Origin of the sequence: Empedobacter sp. UBA5036, from assembly GCF_002415215.1 — a bacterium.
Classification (GTDB): domain Bacteria; phylum Bacteroidota; class Bacteroidia; order Flavobacteriales; family Weeksellaceae; genus Empedobacter; species Empedobacter falsenii_B.
Window position 1 is genome coordinate 14,458 of sequence record NZ_DICC01000076.1, and the last position, 17,578, is coordinate 32,035.

Annotated in this window: 15 protein-coding genes; 8 read left to right on the plus strand and 7 right to left on the minus strand. The window is 31.6% G+C overall.

Features of this window, described 5'->3' with window-relative positions:
• Nucleotides 1–7 precede the first annotated feature (7 nt).
• The 3 genes from B4J88_RS14955 to B4J88_RS14965 form a co-directional block, all read right to left on the minus strand.
• The gene (locus B4J88_RS14955; RefSeq protein ID WP_038336111.1) at nt 8–1,396 is read right to left on the minus strand and encodes a bifunctional UDP-3-O-[3-hydroxymyristoyl] N-acetylglucosamine deacetylase/3-hydroxyacyl-ACP dehydratase; all 1,389 of its coding nucleotides are present in this window, start codon (nt 1,394–1,396) and stop codon (nt 8–10) included.
• A gap of 6 nt (nt 1,397–1,402) precedes the next feature.
• Nucleotides 1,403–2,428, minus strand: coding sequence for a UDP-3-O-(3-hydroxymyristoyl)glucosamine N-acyltransferase (gene lpxD / locus B4J88_RS14960; protein ID WP_115001039.1), 1,026 nt, complete (start codon nt 2,426–2,428; stop codon nt 1,403–1,405).
• A gap of 87 nt (nt 2,429–2,515) precedes the next feature.
• The gene (locus B4J88_RS14965; protein ID WP_244957948.1) at nt 2,516–3,706 is read right to left on the minus strand and encodes an HD domain-containing protein; all 1,191 of its coding nucleotides are present in this window, start codon (nt 3,704–3,706) and stop codon (nt 2,516–2,518) included.
• A gap of 277 nt (nt 3,707–3,983) precedes the next feature.
• Here B4J88_RS14965 and B4J88_RS14970 point away from each other — a divergent pair, with 277 nt between their 5' ends.
• From B4J88_RS14970 to B4J88_RS14985, 4 genes are read left to right on the plus strand one after another with little or no spacing between them, the layout of a single operon-like run.
• Entirely contained in the window at nt 3,984–5,537 is a 1,554-nt protein-coding gene (locus B4J88_RS14970) for a bifunctional response regulator/alkaline phosphatase family protein (protein ID WP_115001042.1), read from the plus strand.
• The gene (gene tsaE, locus B4J88_RS14975) at nt 5,538–5,942 is read left to right on the plus strand and encodes a tRNA (adenosine(37)-N6)-threonylcarbamoyltransferase complex ATPase subunit type 1 TsaE (protein ID WP_115001044.1); all 405 of its coding nucleotides are present in this window, start codon (nt 5,538–5,540) and stop codon (nt 5,940–5,942) included.
• A gap of 6 nt (nt 5,943–5,948) precedes the next feature.
• Nucleotides 5,949–7,154 carry an alanine dehydrogenase gene (locus tag B4J88_RS14980; RefSeq protein WP_115001045.1) on the plus strand — a complete coding sequence of 402 codons (1,206 nt, stop codon included), beginning with the start codon at nt 5,949–5,951 and terminating at the stop codon, nt 7,152–7,154.
• A 17-nt stretch (nt 7,155–7,171) separates the two neighbouring features.
• Nucleotides 7,172–7,531, plus strand: coding sequence for a hypothetical protein (locus B4J88_RS14985; RefSeq protein ID WP_125350441.1), 360 nt, complete (start codon nt 7,172–7,174; stop codon nt 7,529–7,531).
• A gap of 269 nt (nt 7,532–7,800) precedes the next feature.
• Here the strand turns inward: B4J88_RS14985 and B4J88_RS14990 are convergent, their stop codons facing one another.
• The 3 genes from B4J88_RS14990 to B4J88_RS15000 all read right to left on the minus strand — a co-directional run bounded on the left by B4J88_RS14990 (nt 7,801) and on the right by B4J88_RS15000 (nt 12,662).
• Nucleotides 7,801–9,036, minus strand: a complete 1,236-nt coding sequence (locus B4J88_RS14990; protein WP_291068012.1) for a porin — start codon at nt 9,034–9,036, stop codon at nt 7,801–7,803.
• A gap of 71 nt (nt 9,037–9,107) precedes the next feature.
• A complete protein-coding gene (locus tag B4J88_RS14995) occupies nt 9,108–9,638 on the minus strand; it encodes a YqiA/YcfP family alpha/beta fold hydrolase (RefSeq protein WP_291068014.1) in 531 nt (176 codons plus the stop codon).
• A 147-nt stretch (nt 9,639–9,785) separates the two neighbouring features.
• On the minus strand, nt 9,786–12,662 hold the full coding sequence (locus B4J88_RS15000) for an alpha/beta hydrolase family protein (protein WP_291068016.1): 2,877 nt from the start codon (nt 12,660–12,662) through the stop codon (nt 9,786–9,788).
• A 121-nt stretch (nt 12,663–12,783) separates the two neighbouring features.
• On the opposite strand from B4J88_RS15000, the gene B4J88_RS15005 reads away from it, so the two are divergent.
• From B4J88_RS15005 to B4J88_RS15015, 3 genes are all read left to right on the plus strand, one after another.
• Entirely contained in the window at nt 12,784–13,725 is a 942-nt protein-coding gene (locus tag B4J88_RS15005) for an MBL fold metallo-hydrolase (RefSeq protein ID WP_291068018.1), read from the plus strand.
• A 149-nt stretch (nt 13,726–13,874) separates the two neighbouring features.
• Nucleotides 13,875–14,309 carry a hypothetical protein gene (locus B4J88_RS15010; RefSeq protein WP_219035348.1) on the plus strand — a complete coding sequence of 145 codons (435 nt, stop codon included), beginning with the start codon at nt 13,875–13,877 and terminating at the stop codon, nt 14,307–14,309.
• Nucleotides 14,310–14,476: 167 nt separating this feature from the next.
• Entirely contained in the window at nt 14,477–15,769 is a 1,293-nt protein-coding gene (locus tag B4J88_RS15015) for a serine hydrolase domain-containing protein (RefSeq protein ID WP_291068020.1), read from the plus strand.
• A 52-nt stretch (nt 15,770–15,821) separates the two neighbouring features.
• On the opposite strand, the gene B4J88_RS15020 is transcribed toward B4J88_RS15015, so the two are convergent.
• Complete coding sequence (locus B4J88_RS15020) at nt 15,822–16,643, minus strand: hypothetical protein (protein WP_125350542.1); 822 nt, start codon at nt 16,641–16,643, stop codon at nt 15,822–15,824.
• Between the two features lie 609 nt (nt 16,644–17,252).
• Between B4J88_RS15020 and B4J88_RS15025 the strand changes: the two genes are divergently transcribed.
• Nucleotides 17,253–17,578 (plus strand): hypothetical protein (locus B4J88_RS15025; RefSeq protein WP_291048101.1); only part of this gene is annotated, 326 nt, incomplete at its 3' end.

Below are 17,578 nucleotides of genomic sequence, written 5' to 3' on the forward strand. Positions count from 1 at the left end.
TCTTTAATTATTCTTTTGTAATAACTGCCATCATTTCTGCTTCCACAGCAATTTGATTGTTTACATATCCAATTCCTTGCATATGAACAATTCCTCTTCTAATTGGTTCAACCAACTCTAATTTAAACACCAATGTATCACCTGGAATAATTTTGCGTTTAAATTTAGCACTTTCAATTTTCATGAAATAAGTTGAATAATCTTGAGGATTTTCTAATTCTCCTAAAATCAATAACCCTCCTAATTGTGCCATTGCTTCAATTTGCAATACACCTGGCATAACAGGTTCTTTAGGAAAATGTCCAACAAAGAAAGGCTCGTTCATCGTTACATTTTTCACGCCGATTAAACCTGTTGCACTTTTAGAAATTACCTTGTCAATCAATAAGAATGGTGGACGATGTGGTAATAACTTCATGATATCATTAATATCATAAACTGGTTCTGCTGTCAAATCAAATTCTGGCACTTTATTGCGTTGCGCTAATTTAATTTGTTTGCTTAATTTCTTTGCAAAATTTGTATTGGTATGATGTCCAGGCTTTGTTGCAATAATTTTAGCCTTCAATTTTTTACCTACTAAAGCCAAATCTCCCACAACATCTAATAATTTGTGACGTGCAGCTTCATTTGGATAGTGTAAAGTCAAGTGATCCAAGATTCCATTCGGACGAATAGAAACATCATCTCTATTGAACGCTTTACATAATTTTTCTTTTGTTTCTGGCGTAATTTCTTTGTCAACATAAACAATTGCATTGTCTAAATCTCCACCTTTTACTAAACCAGCTTCCAACAATTGCTCTAACTCATGTAAGAAACAAAATGTTCTTGCTTGAGAGATATCTTGTTTGAAGTTTTTGATAGATGTTAAAGTTGCATTTTGAGTTCCCAAAACTTTCGTTCCGAAATCTACCATTGCTGTAACTTGGTATTCATCTGCAGGAATCGCCGTGATTTCTGATCCTGTTTCTGGATCTACGTACGTTACAATTTCTTTAATTCTATAATATTCTCTGTCTTTATCTTGCTCTACAATTCCAGCAGATTCTATTGCTTCAACGAAAAAACGAGAAGAACCGTCCATAATTGGTGGTTCCGCATTGTCAATTTCAATGTAACAATTATCAATATCCATACCTACCAAAGCTGCCAAAACGTGCTCTGTTGTATGTACTTTAACTCCTTTCTTCTCTAAAGTTGTTCCTCTGGCTGTACTCACAACATACTGTGCATCAGCTTCTACTTGAGGTTGACCTTCTAAATCTGTTCTAACAAATACAAATCCTGTATCTGGTTCGGCTGGTCTAAATGTTAAGGTAACAAATTTACCTGTATGTAAGCCAACACCTTTTAGAACGGCTTCATTCGCTAAAGTTTTTTGTTTATCAGACATTAACTTTTACTTTTGTTTGTTCTCTTTTTCTAATTTATCGATTCGTTTCACAATTTCTGGAAACTTTCTAAAATGTACATACGATTTTCTAAAGCTTGACGCTTCGATTGCTGGCGAACCATACAATTGCGTTTTACTTTCTACATCACCATTAATACCACTCTGAGCTTGTACTTGTACAAAATCTCCGATTGTCAAATGACCTGCGATACCAACTTGACCTCCAATCATACAATTACGTCCAATTTTTGTAGATCCTGCTACTCCACTTTGCGAAGCAATAACAGTATTCTCTCCAATTTGAACGTTGTGAGCAATTTGAATTTGGTTATCTAATTTTACTCCTTTACGAATAATTGTAGATCCCATTGTTGCTCTATCTATTGTTGATCCTGCTCCAATTTCGACATTATCTTCAATCAAAACATTTCCTATTTGAGGAATTTTTTCGAAAGAACCATCTGGATTTGGCGCAAAACCGAAACCATCAGCACCAATCACAACATTAGAATGAATGATACAATTTTGACCAATTTCACACTCTTCATACACTTGTACGCCTGAATGTAAAACGGTATTATCACCAATCTTAGCATGATCGCCAATCGTTACATTTGGATATATTTTTACATTATTCCCAATCGAAACATTAGCTCCAATATAAGAAAAACTTCCAACATATACATTATCTCCTAGTTGCGCAGTAGAATTTACTTTCGTATATTCTTCTATTCCAACTTTATTATTTTTTATCGTATTGTAATACTGCAACAGCTTTGTAAAGGCTTGATATGCATCTTCAACCACAATCAATGTAGACGAAATAGAATCTGTTGCCACAAAATCCTTACTCACAATCACAATAGAAGCGTTTGTTGTATAGATAAAATGCTCGTATTTCGGATTAGCCAAAAACGAAATCGAACCTTCTTTTCCTTCCTCTATCTTCGATAATGTGGAAACCTCTACATTTGCATCACCTGTTACGGTTCCTTGCAATAATTGCGCAATCTCTGCAGCTTTAAATTTCATAGTCTGCAAAACTAATAATTATTCTTAAATTTATAAAATGATTATTTAAGTTATTTAACTTTTTTGTCAAATTCTTCAAATCACTATTTAAACGCTGTGGTAATGATATTTTGTAATTTCTTGTTGCAAAAATTGCGTTAACAAACTTTTTTCTGAACTCGAAATTTCTTTTACCTCACCATTTTTATATAAAACCTTTATCGGACTTTTTGATTTTTCGTACGGAACAATTTTTATCGTTGTTTGCTCTACAAAATAACTTGCATCATCAATTCCTAAAGCTTTTTCTACTCTATTTTTTTCAACCAAAATTTCTTCTTCAGATAATTTTGTATCCATCAAATATGATTTTGGTAATGTACGCTGAATAATATTTTTGGATAATTTACTCAAAATTAAATCATCATGAAACTGCCATTCTTTTATCGCTGATAAAACATCCGAATCGTCTAAACGCGTAAAAATTTCTAAACCTTCTTTCGATAAACTTCCTACTTCATTTTCTTCTAAAAAGTATTTAAAAGCAAACGTAGCAAAAAGATTTTCTCCCGCTTTTGTCAATTCTTTTGCTCTTCTCAAAACGCTAATCAAAAAATTCTCTGCAGTAAACGATTTCTTGTGCATATACACTTGCATGTACATAAACATACGCGCCATCAAAAATTTTTCGACCGACGAAATTCCCTTGGCTTCTATCACCAACTCATCATTCGAGACATTCATCATCGAGATAATTCGTTCTGGATTGATATTTCCTTCTACCACTCCTGTATAAAAACTATCGCGCTTCAAATAATCCATGCGATCGCAATCCAACTGACTAGAAACCAATTGAGACAAGAATTTTTTCGGATAATTTCCTTTAAAAATCTGAATCGCTAAAGCTAATCGATTATCAAAAATTTGATTCAATTCTTCCATCAAACGAAGCGAAATTTCTTCGTGATGCGAACCATTAATTATAGAATGTTCAAGAGAATGAGAAAAAGGACCATGTCCCAAATCGTGTAATAAAATTGCAATTAAAGCTCCATTTTCTTCTTCTGGAGTGATATCTACGTTTTTTCTTTTGAGAATATTTAAGGCTTTTTGCATCAAATGCATACAACCTAAAGCGTGATGAAAACGAGAATGTCTCGCTCCTGGATAAACTAATTCTGTTAAACCCGTTTGCGAAATCCTACGAAGTCGTTGAAAATATGGATGTTGAATAATCTGATAAATAAGCTCGTTTGGAATCGTAATAAATCCATGAACTGGATCATTTACTATCTTCAACTTATTATTGTTTAATGGATTCAAACGTACTATTTTATCGGCAAAGATAAGAATTTTTACTCATTCTGAACGTTACTTTTTTGATTAAGAATGGTTTTTATAAAATATTTTAGATAAAAATCATTTTTGGAATTATTTATGCTAAATAATCATCGCAAACTTTGGGAAAACTCCAATTTTGTTTAACATACAATTTTGATTTTAACATTTCCGTTATCGCTATATTTGGAATAATTCTAAAATGTAGAAATCAATATAAAAAATAAAAATATAACAAATGGCTATAAAAATTTTATGGATTGATGATGAAATCGATTTATTGAAACCACACCAACTTTTTTTAGAGAAAAAAGGATACGATACAACAATGATAAATAATGCGACTGATGCATTAGAAGAAATAGAAAAAGAGAACTTTGCAGCTGTTTTAATCGACGAAAACATGCCAGGTTTGAGTGGATTGGAAGCCTTACCAAAAATTAAGGAATTGCGTCCAAACCTTCCTGTTATTATGGTCACAAAAAGTGAAGAAGAGCATATCATGGAAGATGCAATTGGTTCACATATAGCAGATTATTTGATTAAACCAGTTAATCCAAATCAAATTTTATTGAGTTTGAAAAAGATTTTGGATGCATCTAAAATTATTTCAGAAAAAACAGTTATCAATTATCAACAGGAATTCAGAAATATCACAATGGATATGATGAATGCGCGCGATTATGAGGATTGGCAAGAAATTTATAAAAAATTAGTTTTTTGGGAACTTGAACTTGAAAATATCGAAGATACAGCACTTTCTCAAATCATCGAAAATCAAAAAAGTGAAGCAAATGCAGCTTTCTTCAAATTTATAGAACGTAATTACGAAGATTGGTTGCATAATGATGAAGATCGTCCCGTTTTATCGCACACAATTTTCAATCAATTAGTTCGACCTCATCTTGGAAAAGATAAAAATGTTTTATTGATTATGGTTGATAATTTACGCTACGATCAATGGAAAGTTATTGAGCCAATTTTCAATCGTTATTATAATTCAGAAGCCGAAAATTTATATTACAGTATTTTACCTTCGGCAACTCAATATGCGAGAAATGCGTTCTTTTCGGGTTTAATGCCTTTGGAAATTGAGAAAAAATATCCTGAATATTGGTTGAATGATACCGACGAAGGAAATAAAAATATGTACGAAAGAGAATTGTTAGGAGAACAATTAAAACGTCTTGGAATGGGTGATTTATCGTATAATTATTTCAAAATTTTAAATTCTGATTTCGAGAAAAAAATTGCAGATGATTTTAATAATTACAAAAAGAATAACTTGAATGTAATTGTCTACAACTTTATCGATATTCTTTCGCATGCAAAAACGGACAACAGAATTGTTGGCGAAATTATTCGTGATGATAAAACGTATCGTTCGATCACAAAACATTGGTTTGAGAATTCATATTTAATGGAAATTGTGAAAAAAGCGGCGCAAGAAAAAATGAAAATTATTGTAACAACCGATCACGGAACAATTTACGTAAAGGAACCTACAAAAGTAATTGGTGACAAAGAAGCAAGTACAAATTTGCGTTATAAATTGGGGAAACAATTGCAATATGATCCGAAAGATGTTTTGGCGGTTGAGCAACCAGAAAAATTCCTTTTACCTAAGGTTAATGTTACGTCAAAGTATATCTTTGCAAAAGAAAATTTATTTTTAACGTATCCAAAAAATTACAATCATTTCGTTAATTATTACAAAAACACTTACCAACATGGTGGAATTTCGTTGGAGGAAATAATTATCCCAATGGTTGTTTTAACACCAAAAAATTAAATGGAATTTATCATCAATAATTTAGACGAATTACCAGAAGTTGCTCAAAAAATAATCGATCAACTTCAGTATAAATTAATCACTTTCGAAGGAGAAATGGGAGCTGGAAAAACAACTTTTATCAAAGAGTTTGTAAAAGCTTTGGGAACAAATGATGAAGTTTCGAGTCCGACTTTTTCGATTGTAAATGAATATGAAACAGATAAAGGAAAAGTTTATCATTTCGATTTTTATCGTCTAAATCATGAAGATGAAGCCTTAGATTTTGGGATTGAAGAATATTTATATTCTAATCAATATTGTTTAATGGAATGGCCAAATAAAATTGCTAACTTTATACCAGATGAGCACCACACAATTACATTGGAAAATGTAGATGGCGTTCGTCATTTAAATTTTAGCTAATACTATATGGACGGAAAAAATATTTTCACGCCTTTTTCTCAGGAAGATCTTATTCCTCAACCCGAGCGTTTAGAGATTCCTCACAAGAAAGAACGCTTTGATATTGGAATTCCAAAAGAAACAAATAATCAAGAAAAAAGAATTTGTCTTTCTCCTGATGCAGTCGAAATTTTGGTCAATAATGGACACCAAGTTACGATAGAAACTGGAGCAGGAGAAGGTGCAAATTATTCGGATAAAGAATATTCGGAAGCTGGTGCGCAAATTTCTTACAATACGCAAGCTGTTTTCGAGAAACCTATTATTCTAAAAGTTGGTCCACTTACTTTAGATGAAATTGATTGGATAAAACCAAATGCGTTAATTATTTCATCTGTTCCGGCGAATACTTTAAGACGCGAATATTTTCAGAAATTAATTACAAAACGTGTAAACGCTGTTGGATTTGAATTTATTCGTGATGAACAAAATCATTTACCAGTCGTTCGTTTATTAAGTGAAATTGCAGGAACAACGGCAATTTTGGTTGCAAGTGAATTGATGTCTTCTACAAACGGAGGAAATGGAATTTTGATGGGCGGCGTAACAGGAGTTCGACCAACAGAAGTTGTGATTCTTGGAGCTGGAACGGTTGCAGAAAATGCAGCAAGAACAGCTTTAGGTTTAGGTGCTTCGGTGCGTGTTTTTGATAATTCATTAACAAGATTAAGACGATTACAACAAAATATAGGACAACGAGTTTCTACTTCTACATTAGATCCAAAAGAATTAGGAAAAGCTTTGCGACGTTGCGATTTAGCAATCGGTGCTCTTCGCGGAGAAACACGTACACCTTGTGTTGTAACTGAGATGATGGTGCAAAATATGAAAGCTGGAGCTGTGATTATTGATGTAAGTATTGATCAAGGAGGATGCTTCGAAACATCTGAATTAACAACTCATGATCACCCTATCATTATTAAGAATGATATAATTCATTATGCGGTTTCTAACATCACTTCTCGCGTCGCACGCACCTCTACCAAAGCGTTGAGCAATTATTTCTTGTCGTATTTATTCCAAATTTCAGAAGAATCTGGTTTTGCGAATGTGGTACAATCGGATAAAACTATAAGAAATGGCGTATATTTGTACAAAGGAAGAATTGTAAAAAAGAACTTATGTGATTGGTTTGATTTACCATTTCACGACATTAATTTATTGATTATATGACGTTTACGCAAAGATTTATGAATTATTTGATGGGAGTTGGAATTGGGTTAGTTTTCGTCGCTATGGCGTTTGGACCTCGTGCTTTCTCATGTAATTACTTTCCAAATGCAAGAGTTTTGGATGAAGCTTTTTCAAAAAGATTAGCTATTTCACCAGAAGCTCAAGCATTTTTAAAAGCAGAAAATTTAGATTCTACATTCTTGAAAAAAGAATTATTCAAAAGAAGTAAAGTTGATTTTGATCACTCGAAAAAAGATCAAGTTCCTTGTAGAGAATATTTGGCAAACTATAAAAGCAAAGACAATACGAAAGATTATGATTTTGTATTAGAAATTTGCAAAGAAGATTCGAAATTAGTTTCCATCAAAAAGAAATAAAACAAAAAAACCACTTCGTTTGAAGTGGTTTTTTTATATGATTAATTTATAAATTTCAAAATTGTTAAGGCAATTACAAAGATTAGTATTGCGACAATAATTACATCTTTAAACTGTACTTTTTTTGTTCCGAACTCTACGTTTCGGTTTAAACTTTTTCTTTTTTTATTGGCTTGCATGGGTTGATATTTGTACTGCAAATTTATAAAATATTATCAAATATCAAACCTTTATTTTATTCTAAGATATTTAATTTACAATAAGATATCTTAAATTCCAATTTCTATCTGAAAACGCGCGTACCAGTTGTTTTTCTTTTCCAAATTATAGAATTTTTGTTGTTCGTACGTGAACTCTGCTTGTAATTTGAACGCATGTTCCCAAATATATTTTGTCAAACCTAATGTGAATTGGTTTGTATTTGGCGTAAACTCAAAAATTTCTTTATCTACTGTTTGAGTTGAATAACGTCCTATCACCTCCCAGTGTTTCGGGAATGTGTATGAACCTTGAAAATCCATTCCTTCTCCATTATAGATATAATTAAAATCAGAAATATCTGTAGGGTTATAAAATAACACATTATCAGAATTACGATTCATATAAGAATACATCAAATTCCATCCACGATATTTTAACATCACATCCAAAAACAATGATTTTATATTAGCTGTTCCTCCACCTACAATATCATCTCCTAACATTCCTGCTGTTCTATGTGCTCTATCATTGTAACTATAAGCTCCCGAAATCATCAATTTTGGTGTTTGTTCGTGAACTAAATCACCTTCATAATTACTTCCACCTTTTGTAAATTCTCCAAGTGGAAACAACTCAACTTTTCCTGTATAAGCTAAACCAGTATCCTTAAAACTTGTCCAATTTCGCCCTTCACCAGTAGAAATAGCTCCTCTCAAAATATAAGAGAATTTTTCTTGATTTCTTTTATTGTATAAGACTTGAAATCCAAAATCGCGATCGATATTAAAATCTGCATTATTGATAGATCGATCCGTTAATTGTAATGCTCCAGATGAATTAACACGTTGTCTATTTCCTGGAAGTTTTGTTTGACCAAATCCTAAACTCCAATGTTTATTTGGGTAATAGAAAATCATCGCATCACGAATAATATTTGTATTCTTACCCTCTTCTGCTTTTCCTACATCACCTGCTGCAAAAGATAATTGCATCGAATAACCAAATTTTGGATCTCCGATATATCCATCAAAACGCAATCTTAAACGACGAATTTGTCCATCAATATTATCTTCTTCTCCATCATTATGATTATAACTAATGCGATTTTGCATACGAAATCTAATATTGACCTGATAAAGACTATCTGGAGAAGTAATTCCCAATCCGTTACCATAGCTGTAATAAGGCGACATCATATTCTTAAAATCCTGTACAGTTTTCTTTTTAGATTCTGTAGAATCTTTTACTTGCGCATACGAACTGATTGAAAATACAATAAGTATTAATATTAAAAATTGCCTCATGTTTATTTATTTATTTCTTGATTCGTGTGCAAAAATGCAGTTAATAAAATTAAATAATTGTAATGCGTAAATTAAATTAACGTTAACAATGACTCGAAGTTACGTATTCGATGATTGTCATCAATTTCTATGATTTCGATTTGTTGTGGAAAGATATTTTGTTGAATTTCAAAGAAAGTTTTTAGTTTTTCAAAATCCAAAACTTCGTCATGTACAGAAAGAAAAACCGTTGTATTTTCGAAACGATTCATATCCACTAAATATTGCGAAAGATTTTCTGGAAAATTATTTTCGACTTTCATCGACACATCAACCAAAGGATTTAACAAAATTAATTCACTCGATTTTCCATTTTCCTTTAATTTTTGTTGCAATTGCCAACCAAAATTCCCTCCAGTAGAACTTCCTATAATTGCCAAATCATTTATCAAACCTTTTAAATGTTCGTAAGCTTCAAATAAAATAGTTGCAATATTCTCCTCCGTTTTCCATTCAATACAAATAGCTGAAGGATAATTTTTTAGAATAGTTTTGAATTTGGTTGAATTTGCCGAACTATTTAGTCCATGGATATAAACAATTTGTCGATTATTAGTATTCATATTCAGTGCAATTATCCCTCTAAATTAAAACTTTTTCAAGAAGTTAATTATACATGAAATGTAAATTTAACAATATAATTGTGTTGTAAGAAATTCTTTTGACAAAAAAAAGCGACCAAATTGGTCGCTTTTAAATATTTACTATAATTATTTCTCTAGATCAAATCCCCAATCAATACCTTTATTAATTGCAGGAACACCTTCTGTCATCCATTTCGGAGCAGATTTATCTTTCAGATAATGATCAAAAAATTGAACTTGTCGTTGTTGAATATCATTTTTATTCGCACGTTTTATCAAGTTATGATCATCTCCGTTATAATTTAACATCCAAACTGGTTTTTGTAAACGACGCAATGCCATAAACATTTCAATTCCTTGATACCAAGGAACAGCACCGTCTTCGTCGTTATGCATGATTACAACTGGCGTCGTAACTTTTGGCATATTAAACAAAGGCGAATTTTCGATATATAATTCCGGCGCTTCCCACAAGGTTTTACCGATTCTACTTTGCGTTTGTTCGTACTGAAATTGACGACTCATACCCGTCCCCCAACGAATTCCACCATAAGCAGAAGTCATATTAACAACAGGCGCACCCGTCCAAGCAGCAGCATACATATTGGTTGCAGTGATCAAATGTGCAACTTGGTAACCTCCCCAACTTTGTCCTTGTATAGCGATTTTACTTCCATTTACCCACGTATTTTTCTTCAACGCTTCTACTCCAGAATTGATATAATCTTCGGCAGATTTACCAGGATGACCAATTGTATATGAAATATCTGGTGTAAACACAATGTAATCGTTACTTACAAAATATGTGTGATTAATACGAGAAGGCGTTGGCGCAGGCGCTTGATAACGATTCAAATTATCCGAAAGTTTTTCGTAGAAGTAAACAATCATCGGATATTTTTTATTTGGATCAAAATTCTCTGGTTTATACACAACTCCTGTTGCATCTTTACCTGAATACGTTTTCCACGTTACCAACTCACCATTCCCCCATAAATAATCTTTTTGTTGCGGATTGATTGCAGATATCTTTTTCTCATCTTTAAAATTTGTTGAAACATAAACATCAGGCGAATTTCGGAACGATTCTTTTGTATAAATAAATTCGTTGGCATTCAACGCTTTCTTCATTTTTTGCGTTCCCCAAGTATTCGACATGACAACTTCTTCAGGATTTTTTGCTTTCGAAATGATTGTTTGATAAACCCCTGATTGTTTATTCTGATTATTAAAAGCACCTAAATAAACTAAATTATCTCGATTAATTGTTTTAATATCATCATTTAATTGATTGATATCAAACGTAATATTATGTTTACGACCGAAACCATTTGTCATATTTTCTGGACGACGTTTTCCAACCAAATCAAACTCCCAAATATCATATCGATCTTTGATTAAAACCGTTTCGTCATTATCAGTAAAATAGGCAACTCCATATTCTTGCGCTAAAGTTGGTGAATCATTTTCTTCGTCATAAAATTTCACTTTCAGCTTTTTATTCAGAACTTTTGTTTCCTTTGTTTCGATATTATAGCTCGACCATAATCCATTTTCGGCATTATAAAAAACAGCAAATTTTCCATTCGGCGACATTTCCACTTTTCCAGCCAAAGCTTTTGCAAATAATTCACGCTCTCCCGTTTTCGTATTAATGATATAATAATCTTTACGACCTGTTACATCCCAATTCAAGCTTAATCGATAGGCATTATCAGAAGTTCCTAAAGCAAAATTTGAATTTCCTTCGTTCAAAATCTCGACTTGATTCATATCCAAATCCGCTAATTGTGTCACTTTTACAGGATTCGATAAATCAATCACAGATAGGTACGAACGTTTTTTCTCTCGCTCAAGATTCTTCAATTGTTGTGGTTGAATAAAATCGTCTTTGTAACTCCAAACATCCACTTTTGCATGATCATCAGCAATCAAAGTTGTGTCTTTTTCTGCTAATTTCGGCATCAAACCAATGAACAAAGAATTTCCATCTTTGCTAAATTTTGGTTGACGATTTTCTGAAACTTGCCAATCTTTTTTCAATCCTAACAATTCAGATATCCTGATTTGTTGCGGATTATTTGTTGTAGAATAATATAAATAATATGTTTTATTTTCCTTTTTCTCTTCGTCAGAAGTTCCAACAAAAGCGACTTTATTTGCTAATTCATCAAACGCAAATTGTTTAAAATCACCAATTGTATCTACCAATTGTTTTTGAACAAACGTTGCTGTATTCACTAAGAAAACACCATATTTAGTTTTATCTAAACTATCTTTTTTCTCTTGTTTAGTCGAAAAAATTAATTGCTTACCATTCTCGCTAAACTCATAATTCATCACATTTTTGAATGATTTTCTCTGACCTGAAATCAAATTTCTCAACACCAATTCTAACGGCGTATCTTTCTTATCTTTTCCAGCTGATTTTGCAACTTTATCCTTCGTTTTTGTAGAATCTGACTTGTCTTTTTTATCATTCTTCGTTTCTTCTTTTTCTAATAAATAAGCTAAAAGAGAACCTCCTTTTTTCGGTGTTTTGAATGATTTTATATTTGGTAATTTCTCGACTTGATTTGTTGCAAGATTTAATATTCCGATTGAATCTTTAGCAATTTCATGTTCCTTTTTCTTTTTGATTCGAACCAATTTCAAATCTTTGTAAAAAGGTCGAATTTTAAAAACGGCAAACTTAGAATCTGCTGTAAAAACACTTTGTTCTCCTCTATGAAAACTTAGATTTTTATCTGTTTTCAGTCCAAAAAAATTCAATGTATTATCGCTTTCTTGTGCATATACTTGATAAGCAACCCACGAACCATTATTTGATAATTCTTTCATTCCGATTGATTGCCATTCATCAAAAACAGTCAAATCAAGAGGTTTCTTTTGCGCATCAACATTCGTTGCCAATAAAGCAATTGCAGCTGCATACATTGCTTTTTTCATCATCAGTTGAGTCGCATAATTTTTCAATATTTTAGTAGATAATTTCGATTTCATTCTAACTAATTTTTATGCGTTAATTTTTAAAGAAATGTGAAAATACTAAAGTTTTTAGAAACTATGGGGATATTTTAGTTTAATAATACTTTTCAGTTGTATTTTTGTTAAAATTCTTTTTATGAAAAAATATCTATTAAGTATTGGATTCGGAATTTCGATGATTGCATCAGCACAAAATATTCAGATTGTTCCACTTGGTGTTTATGGAGGTAGCAATGAAAGCAATCTTTCATCTTATTTGATTGGTGAAGAAACAACAAACAGCTATTTAGCATTGGATGCAGGAACAATTCTTTCTGGAATCAATAAAGCAATAGAGAAAGGTACTTTTGAAGAACAAAACAATAAAATTCTGAAAAACTATATCAAAGGATATTTTATTTCACATGGACATTTGGATCATCTTTCAGGCATGATTATTAATTCTCCAGAAGATTCTAACAAGCCTATTTATGGTATTTCTGAAACAATTTCAGTTTTAAAAAATAAATATTTTACCAATGATGCTTGGGCAAATTTTGCCAATGAAGGTGAATCGCCAATTTTGAATAAATATTACTACAAATACGCAAAAATAGGAATGCCTTTCACAATAGAAGGAACTAATTTTACAGGAACTATTTACGAATTGAGTCATGTAAACCCTTTAAAAAGTTCGGCAATATTAGTCGAAAATGGTTCAAATGCAGTCTTATATTTTGGTGATACAGGAGCTGATCGTATCGAAAAAACTCAAAACTTATCAACTATTTGGAAAGCAATTTCACCTAAAATTAAATCAGGAAAATTAAAAACAATGATGTTAGAAGTTTCTTTTCCGAATTCTCAACCCGAAAAATTATTATTTGGTCATTTAACCCCAAAATTAATGAACGAAGAATTAGGCGAATTAGCGAAAGAAGTTGGAAAAAGTAGGTTGAAAGGTTTAACAATTATCGTTACTCATATCAAGCCAAAAGATGATTATGAGCAAAAAATTAAAGACGAATTGTTAAAAGATAATCCATATAACATCAATTATATTTTCCCTCAACAAGGTGAAAGAATAACTCTTAAATAAATAATAAATACGAATTTATCATTTAAAGACAAAATAATTTTCAACTATTTATTTTAGTCGGTCAATTTTTATTATTTTGATAAATTAGCACTATTGATTTTTCATTTATTCGAATGGCTATTTTACATTTGAATAAACCATAAGAAAAAATGATCGCGCAAATAGGAGAAATTTTATTAATCGACAACCAACAATATATTATAGCCGAACAACCATTACATCATTATTTTAGAGAATTAAATCATCCACCTTATTTTACTCCACCTTCGCCAACATGCTGGAGAGGATATTATGGGAAATGGGAATTGAGAAATGACGAATTGTTTTTGATTAATTTCAGAGGATATTTGGATGGTTTGGATGAAGTTGAATTGAATTATTTGTTTCCGAGAAGAGAAGAAGTTTTTGCGAGCTGGTATTCTGGAATCATTAAAATCTCACAAGGAAAATTATTACAATTTAACCAATTGACACATACATCAATTTATGAAGAAGATTTAATGTTGTGTTTTGAAAACGGAAAACTAATCGATTATATCGTTCATAGTAATTGCACAAATTCTGAACGAGAAGTTGAGATCTAATCAATCGAATACTTCAAAACTTGTCGGTGAATTCGTCTTGTTATTTGACCTTATTATTCTTTCGAATTCACCGATTTTTAATAAAATAAAGTTTAAAATGGTTTTCGTAAATTTGAGAAGCAAGCTTCTCCTCTACTTCATTTATCAACCAAATAGATAGTACAACTATGAAAAAAATATTAGTTTGTTTAATTATAGTGATGACGCAAATGAGTTATGGACAACAATTTTTGACTGCAGAACAATCGGATCCAAAGAATTTTAATTGGATAAAAGGGTTTCCACCTGCTAAAGAAGATATTTTGTCCGCTATAGATGGTAGCTTTTTTAACTTTCCAGCTTTACGATATAGCGTTTGTCATATGCGCGAATTTTTCCCAACTGTAAATGTCGCTTCGGCACAAGAAAACAGATATACTTGGAAAACTAAATTGGATCAATCCATTGATAATGTGACTTTCACTCCTTTAGAAAGTAAAAAAACTATGACATGGAAAGAATCTTTGCAAAAAAATTATACCGATGGAATTATTGTTTTACACAAAGGTGCTATTGTTTATGAGAATTACTTTGGAGAACTAAACAAAAATGGAACTCATGCCTTGATGTCTGTGAGTAAAACCTTGACAGGAACTTTAGGCGGAATGTTAGTTGCCGAAGGTATTCTAGATGAGAATAAAAAATGTAGTGATTATATTCCTGAATTGAAAACCTCAGCTTTTGGTGATTCTACGATTCGTCAAGTTTTGGATATGACAACTGCTTTGCAATATAGTGAAGATTACAGCGATCCGAATGCTGAAGTGTGGGCTTTTTCGGCTGCTGGAAATCCTTTTCCTAAACCTGCTAATTATAATGGACCTACAAATTATTATGATTATTTGAAAACAGTCAAGAAAAATGGTAAACATGGTGAAGCTTTTGGTTATAAAACGGTGAATACTGATGTGATGGGTTGGATTATTACAAAAGTATTGAATAAACCTTTGGCTCAAATTCTATCTGAAAAATTTTGGGAACCATTGGGAACAAACTTTGATGGATATTACCAGATTGATGGTGCTGGAATTGCTTTTGCAGGAGGTGGTTTTAATGCAAACCTTCGAGATTTAGCGATGTTTGGAGAAATGATAAGAAACAATGGTTACTTTAATAATCATCAAATTTTGCCTAAAAAATTGGTTGAGGAAATCAAAAAAGGAGGAAATCAAAAAGCTTTTGAAAAGGCAAATTATAAACTTCTAAAAGGCTGGAGCTACAAAGATATGTGGTGGGTAACGAATAATGAGCATCAAGCATTTATGGCGCGTGGCGTTCATGGTCAAGCGATTTATGTTGATCCAAAAGCGGAAATGGTTATTGTGCGATTTGCTTCCAATCCGGTTGCATCGAATAGTGCGAACGACCCGTATTCGTTACCAGCTTATCATGCTGTTGCAAAATATTTATTGACTAAATAACAAAAAGCTCAACTAATGTTGAGCTTTTATTTTATATGATAATTTGTTCGAATTAATCTTCTGATTCTTCTACTTCCGATTGTAAGCCTTCTCCAAATTCACTTAAAGCTGAATTTAATGAAATCTCTGTACAATACTTAGATCCTAAATCTAATCCTTTTTGTAAAAACTCTTCCGCTTTTTCCTTTTCTCCTGTAAAATAGTAATACGTATAAAATAATCCGTATCCATCTGGATTTCCTAAATCTAATACACGTTGGGCCAATTGCTGTAACTCTTTATTAGGTTTTAATTTCAACTCTTCTGTTGCACTTAATGTCTCGAAAACACCACCAGATTGTTCAGCAAATTTATAGGCAAAAACTACTTTACAACTTTCATCAAAACCTTCTTTACACAATTTTGCATTTGCAGCTTCATTTTCTTTTAATTTTTTAATTAAACTTTCTTCATCAAAATCAAATAAATAGCTTGCATTATTTTTAAAATTGATATCATAATTCTGAGCCATCCAATTTGCACGTTGTGCTAATTTAGAATCTGATTGAGGTTTATTTTCGAAAGATTTCAAATTTGATTTATACACTTTTTTATCCACCCAATCTGAAATTCCTTTTAATTGATTTTTCTCTTTTTTGAAGATAAAAACCGTTTTTTCGACAAATATTATAACCGAATCATTGCGTTCTGTAAATTCGTAACCAACCTCATCAAATTCACCGATTGTTACTCTTCCTTTTCCATCAAATTTCAATGGATTATATAATTCATCTTTTGCTTTTGTTGTAAAAACGCCTTCTAACGTATTAGTCGCTTGTTGAGCAAAAAGTGCTGACACCATAAAGAATGTTGTCAATAAAAATAGTTTTTTCATTTTTTAGAAAGTCTCAATTAATATTACGCCAAAAATAAACGTTTTAATTCGTCTAAAACTCACTAATTATAGTTAAAAATAAATTTCTTTGTTATCAACCAAGGACTCGGATAAGGTAAAACACACCTGTTTATAATCAACCGAGGACTCGGGTAAGTTAAAACACATCTGTTTAGAATAAAAACGTCGCACAATAACTAAGCTTTCGTCTTGCCCAGAGGGCATGAGATGGAAGCCTGTTGAACGGAACCGAAGTTAGCTTTTAATTCTTATGGAGTTATCGAAGTTTAGTTTTAAGCTATATAAGCAGTATTTTATATGATTACTGCTTTTTTTTATGCTTACGTAGAATGCGAAGTAGTGAAAACCTTAGTTTTTAAAATAGTATATACTCCACAAAAAAAGCTCCTCTCAGGAGCTTTTTGGGTTATGCAACGTTATTTATATATTCTTTTTTGACAATTAGTAAAAGAAAACACGAGCAAAAGTGGGAGAAAATTTGTAGGATTGTAGTTTTACAATAAGGGGTTTGATTGTGATTTTTTGGTATATTTGAGTGTAAAAAAAAATATTATTAACTATTTTAAAAGTAAATAAAATCAAGATTTAATGACTAATACAATAAAAACAAATTGGAAAACAACTGATTTTCGTTTTGTAGCTTTTTTAGATATATTAGGTTTCAAAGATAGTATTATGAGAAATACTCATGATGAAATTTATTCTAGATTAACCTCTATTAACAAATTCAAAAAAAGTATAGAAAAAACAAATTATAGTACTCATCTTGATGGATGCTATAGTGATACTGAAGTGTATATCGTTAACTTCTCTGATTCAATTGTTATCTTCTCTAAAAATGATGATAAATATAATTTTGAATATTTCCTTATTATGGTCAGATATTTATTTGGGTGTAATCTTCCCCTTGTTAA